The sequence below is a fragment of the Komagataeibacter europaeus LMG 18890 genome (assembly GCF_000285295.1).
GTDB classification, from domain to species: Bacteria; Pseudomonadota; Alphaproteobacteria; order Acetobacterales; family Acetobacteraceae; genus Komagataeibacter; species Komagataeibacter europaeus.
The window spans coordinates 1-4,233 of sequence record NZ_CADP01000169.1; the positions used below are offsets into that span (position 1 = coordinate 1).

Annotated in this window: 5 protein-coding genes; 3 read left to right on the forward strand and 2 right to left on the reverse strand. The window is 60.4% G+C overall.

Features of this window, described 5'->3' with window-relative positions:
• Positions 1–2: 2 nt before the first annotated feature.
• Positions 3–836 carry an alpha/beta fold hydrolase gene (locus GEU01_RS19735; RefSeq protein WP_081500035.1) on the forward strand — a complete coding sequence of 278 codons (834 nt, stop codon included), beginning with the start codon at positions 3–5 and terminating at the stop codon, positions 834–836.
• Positions 837–995: 159 nt separating this feature from the next.
• Here GEU01_RS19735 and GEU01_RS19740 read toward each other — a convergent pair whose 3' ends face one another.
• Positions 996–1,601 (reverse strand): TetR/AcrR family transcriptional regulator, encoded by a 606-nt coding sequence (locus tag GEU01_RS19740; RefSeq protein WP_026018897.1) that lies wholly within the window; start codon positions 1,599–1,601, stop codon positions 996–998.
• A gap of 122 nt (positions 1,602–1,723) precedes the next feature.
• Here GEU01_RS19740 and GEU01_RS19745 point away from each other — a divergent pair, with 122 nt between their 5' ends.
• Together GEU01_RS19745 and GEU01_RS19750 are read left to right on the forward strand one after the other, a co-directional pair.
• Complete coding sequence (locus tag GEU01_RS19745; protein WP_019087430.1) at positions 1,724–2,293, forward strand: hydrolase; 570 nt, start codon at positions 1,724–1,726, stop codon at positions 2,291–2,293.
• Positions 2,294–2,302: 9 nt separating this feature from the next.
• Complete coding sequence (locus GEU01_RS19750; protein WP_019087431.1) at positions 2,303–3,385, forward strand: AbrB family transcriptional regulator; 1,083 nt, start codon at positions 2,303–2,305, stop codon at positions 3,383–3,385.
• Positions 3,386–3,711: 326 nt separating this feature from the next.
• Here the strand turns inward: GEU01_RS19750 and GEU01_RS19755 are convergent.
• On the reverse strand, positions 3,712–4,233 hold a 522-nt coding region (locus GEU01_RS19755; RefSeq protein ID WP_019087044.1), incomplete at its 5' end, for a Tn3 family transposase.

The window sequence follows — 4,233 nt, forward strand, 5'->3', positions numbered from 1 at the left end:
AGGTGAATGGCGTGCGGATCCGCACGGCTACCGGCGGAAACGGACCGCCGCTGCTCATGCTGCATGGTCATCCGCAGATGCATTTGACCTGGCATAAGGTTGCGCCCGCACTGGCGAAACGCTTTACCATCGTGGCCCCAGATCTGCGGGGTTACGGTGATAGCGCCAAGCCTGAAGGTGGGACGGATCACGCCAACTATTCCAAGCGGACCATGGCGGCTGATCAGGTTGGCGTCATGCACCAGCTTGGATTTGAACGGTTCATGGTTGTCGGGCATGACCGGGGCGGACGGGTGGCGCACCGTATGGCGCTGGATGCACCGCAGTCGGTGGAAAAACTGGTGCTGATCGATATCGCACCGACAGCAACGATGTATGCCCGGACCAATATGGAATTCGCCCGACGCTATTTCTGGTGGTTTTTTCTGATCCAGCCTGCCCTTCTGCCTGAAAGGCTGATCAGCGGGGATCCAGACTTTTTTCTCGAAAGCCACATTGCAGGACAGATCAAGATACCAGGGTCGGTCGATCCGCGTGTCATGGCCGAATATCGTCGATGCTATGCCGACCCGGCAATGCGTCATGCAGCGTGCGAAGACTACCGCGCTGCGGCAGGCATCGACCTCGTCCATGATGCGACTGATGCAGACAGGCAGATTGAGGCCCCATTACTGGCCTTGTGGGGCGCACGCGGCACCGTGGGCGCTTTATATGATGTTGTCGAGACATGGCGCGAAAAAGCCATGGACGTGCGGGGATACGCGATCGACTGTGGTCATAGTCCACAGGAGGAAGCTCCGGCAGAATTGTTGCATCGGCTTGATGCGTTTCTCTGATCTTCGCGAGACAGTTGGAGAGTAAAAGCGTGATTTTCAACGCATTACAGTCAGTTATGCTTTGAAAAGCAGACCTGTTCGATCCAGATGACGCGACCGCTGGAGATATCGATCGGCTGTGTGCGGATTCAGAGGTTACGGAGCGACCTCTGACCCGGATCAGCGGGAAGCGACCGCATGTTCCAGATAGAGCCGCAGCACCGTAACGGCTTCCTTGTCCTGTGCCGGGCGGGGGACCGAATGATCCTGTGGCAGGGCAAAGATCGCCTTGACCAGATGCAGCAGCATCACGGCCCGTTCGTCATGTGGACCCGGAGAACCACCCAGCCGTGACAATAACTGGCTCATGCGTCCGATCAGCGCCTTGCGGAGCGTTCCTGTCCCATCTGGCAGGGCGATCCCGCTGTCGATAAGGGAAAGGACGACTGACCGTTCCGTCCGTAGACGCTGGATGATGTCCAGAAGTCCTTCCGCCGCGTCGGTTGGCAACAGTGGCGGATCGCAGTCGATCAGTCCATCCAGGGCGCGTAGCAACCGCGCGCCGTAGCGTTCGAGCACTGCGGCTGCCAGCACGTCCTTGGTCGGGAAAAAACGGTAGAGCGAACCGATTGCCGTGCTGGCGCGGGCAGCGATCTCGGTCATTGTCGCCGCCTCGTAAGATTTCTCGCCAAAGACCGTTGTCGCGGCTGCGAGGATCGCTTCAACGCGGTCTCGTCCGCGCTGCCGCTTGGGCGCGAGTGGTGATGAACGGGGCGGGCTTGACATAATGCGAGGGTACCCTCAACTTTCTTTTATGCGAGACAGTTCTCGCATAACCGATTTTCCATTGCCGGTCGATGTTCGACCCGACCATGCATCCGTATCCAGATCCCGGAAGGCGCCGATCCGTGAATAGATTTGACCCGCGAACCACCGCCCTTGTCCTCATTGACCTGCAGAATGGCATACTTGCCTTGCCAACCGCCCCGCGGCCATCGTCGCAGGTGCTGGAGAGTGGTAAATCGCTTGCTGCCCGCTTCCGGGATGCCGGTGCTACGGTCGTACTGGTTCGGGTCGCGTTTGCACCCGACTTTGCCGACGCGCCGTCCGGTCCCGCCGACCAGCCCTTAAGCCCGCCGGAAGGCGGCCTGCCAGCGGACTGGGCGCACCTGGCCGACGGGCTGGTGGCACCCGGCGATATCGTCATCACCAAACATCAGTGGGGGGCATTTACAGGCACGGAACTCGACCTCCAATTCCGCAGGCGGGGCATCCGAACGGTCGTTCTGGGCGGCATCGCCACGAATTTCGGGGTTGAATCCACCGCACGGCATGGCTGGGAGCTTGGCTATCACATCGTCATCGCCGAGAATCTCTGCACCAGCCTGTCAGCAGATCTTCACGATGTTTCCATCCGCTCCATCCTCCCGCGGATCGCACGCGTGCTGCCTTCCGATACAATCGTGTTTGGCGGTTAAGCGGTGAGGGTGGGGCCGTCCGCATGGCTGCTGACCGGGCGATGGGGCGTACTGGGGCTGCTTTCGCTGGTGTTCGGCACGCTTCTGGCTGCCTTACGCCTGCCGGCCGCGCCGCTGCTGGGACCACTGGGGGCGGCGGTCGTACTGGCCACACGGGGTGGTGCGGTCCGTATTCCTCGCTGGGCCTTTCTCGGTGCGCAAGGCGTGGTCGGCGTCATGATCGCCAGCTATCTTTCAGCCTCGATCTTTCACGAAATGGCAGCCAGCTGGCCGGTCTTTGTCGCCGGTACGTTTTCTACCCTGTCTGCGGCAGCCCTTCTCGGCTGGCTGCTGACACGTTCGCGCCTGCTACCCGGCAATACCGCGATCTGGGGTTCGTCACCCGGTGCGGCCACGGTCATGACCCTGATGGCGGAATCATACGGGGCGGATATGCGGCTCGTCGCCTTCATGCAATATCTGCGCGTGGCGTGCTGCGCCGTCATTGCGGCTGTTGTTGCGCGCGTAGCCGGAATGCCGTCCGCTCCGCTGGTCGTGGCACAGACCCTCTCATGGCAGGGTGCTTTACTTGCGCTTGTGATCGCGCTGGCAGGCAGCGCCTTGGGCACCCGTCTGCGCGTGTCGGCCGGGGGACTGCTTGTGCCCATGGGGATCGGGATGGCTGCAAGGCTTGGCGCCCATCTGCCGATCGAACAGCCGCATCTTCTGCTAGTCGCGGCCTATGCCCTGGTCGGGTGGGGCATCGGCATGCGGTTTACGCCAGATGTGCTGGCTTATGCCGGACGTGTCTTTCCACGTGTGCTGGGTTCCATCCTCGCGCTGATTGCGGTGTGTGGCGGCTTTGCATTGGTGCTGGCCCGGCTGGCGCATGTGGATCTGCTGACGGCTTATCTTGCAACCAGCCCTGGTGGAGCTGATTCCGTCTCCATTATCGCCTCGACCACAAAAGTGGATATGCCTTTCGTCATTGCCATGCAGGTCGCCCGGTTTTTCTGTGTTCTGGTCACCGGGCCAGCTTTGGCGCGTTTTCTGTCCCGCAGATCGTCGGGAAAAGGGCCGCGCGATGTGTCGCAAGAAATACACGGGAAATAGGCGAAAAGGAGGAGGGGCTTGCTGAAGACCAATGCGACAGATCCCGCTCTTGCAAACCCGCTCGCGCTGAGGCGTGACGACAATTTTGGTTGATGGCGGGAGCAGCGATTTGGCCATCAGGGTGTAGTCATTTACCCCGCTTGTCTGGCGCGCGGCATCTTCTTTCGCCGTATCCCCGTTTGACGGTCATATCCATTCCGATGATGTCATAGCTTCCTGAAGTCGCGTGGACTGATGCCGGTTTCCCTGCGAAACATTTGTGCAAAATGAGGCCATCGTGTGGATGGTACGCTAAACAACGTTTGGCATGAACAATAAAGGAACGATCAGGCGGCACGAGCCTGTTTCGACAGATTGAGCGTCTTGCGGCCCGCAGAAGCTGCGGCTTTGTCCCAGAGGAAGTCTCCGGAAAAGGCGATGTGCTCCCATCCCACCGGGGAAGTATGCGCCAGCAGGTCCTCCGGGACGACCGCCGATGTTGAGCGCAGATGTGTGACGGCGGTTTGCAGATAGACTGTATTCCAGTAGACGATCGCCGCGATGACGAGATTGAGGCCCGACGCCCGGTATTGCTGGGCTTCATGGCTGCGGTCGATGATCCGTCCCTGGCGGAAGGTATGGATTGCCTGGGTCAGCACATGCCGCTGCTCGCTGTTGTTGAGCCCTGCCTGACATCTCTGCCGCAGATCAGGGGTTTCGAGCCAGTCGAGCATGAACAGAGTGCGCTCGATCTTGCCGATTTCCTGGAGTGCGACGTCGAGCCGATTCTGGCGCTCATAGGCAGCAAGCTTGCGCAACATCCTGGAGGGCGCGACATGCCCGGCCTTGATTGATCCGACAAGCCGCAG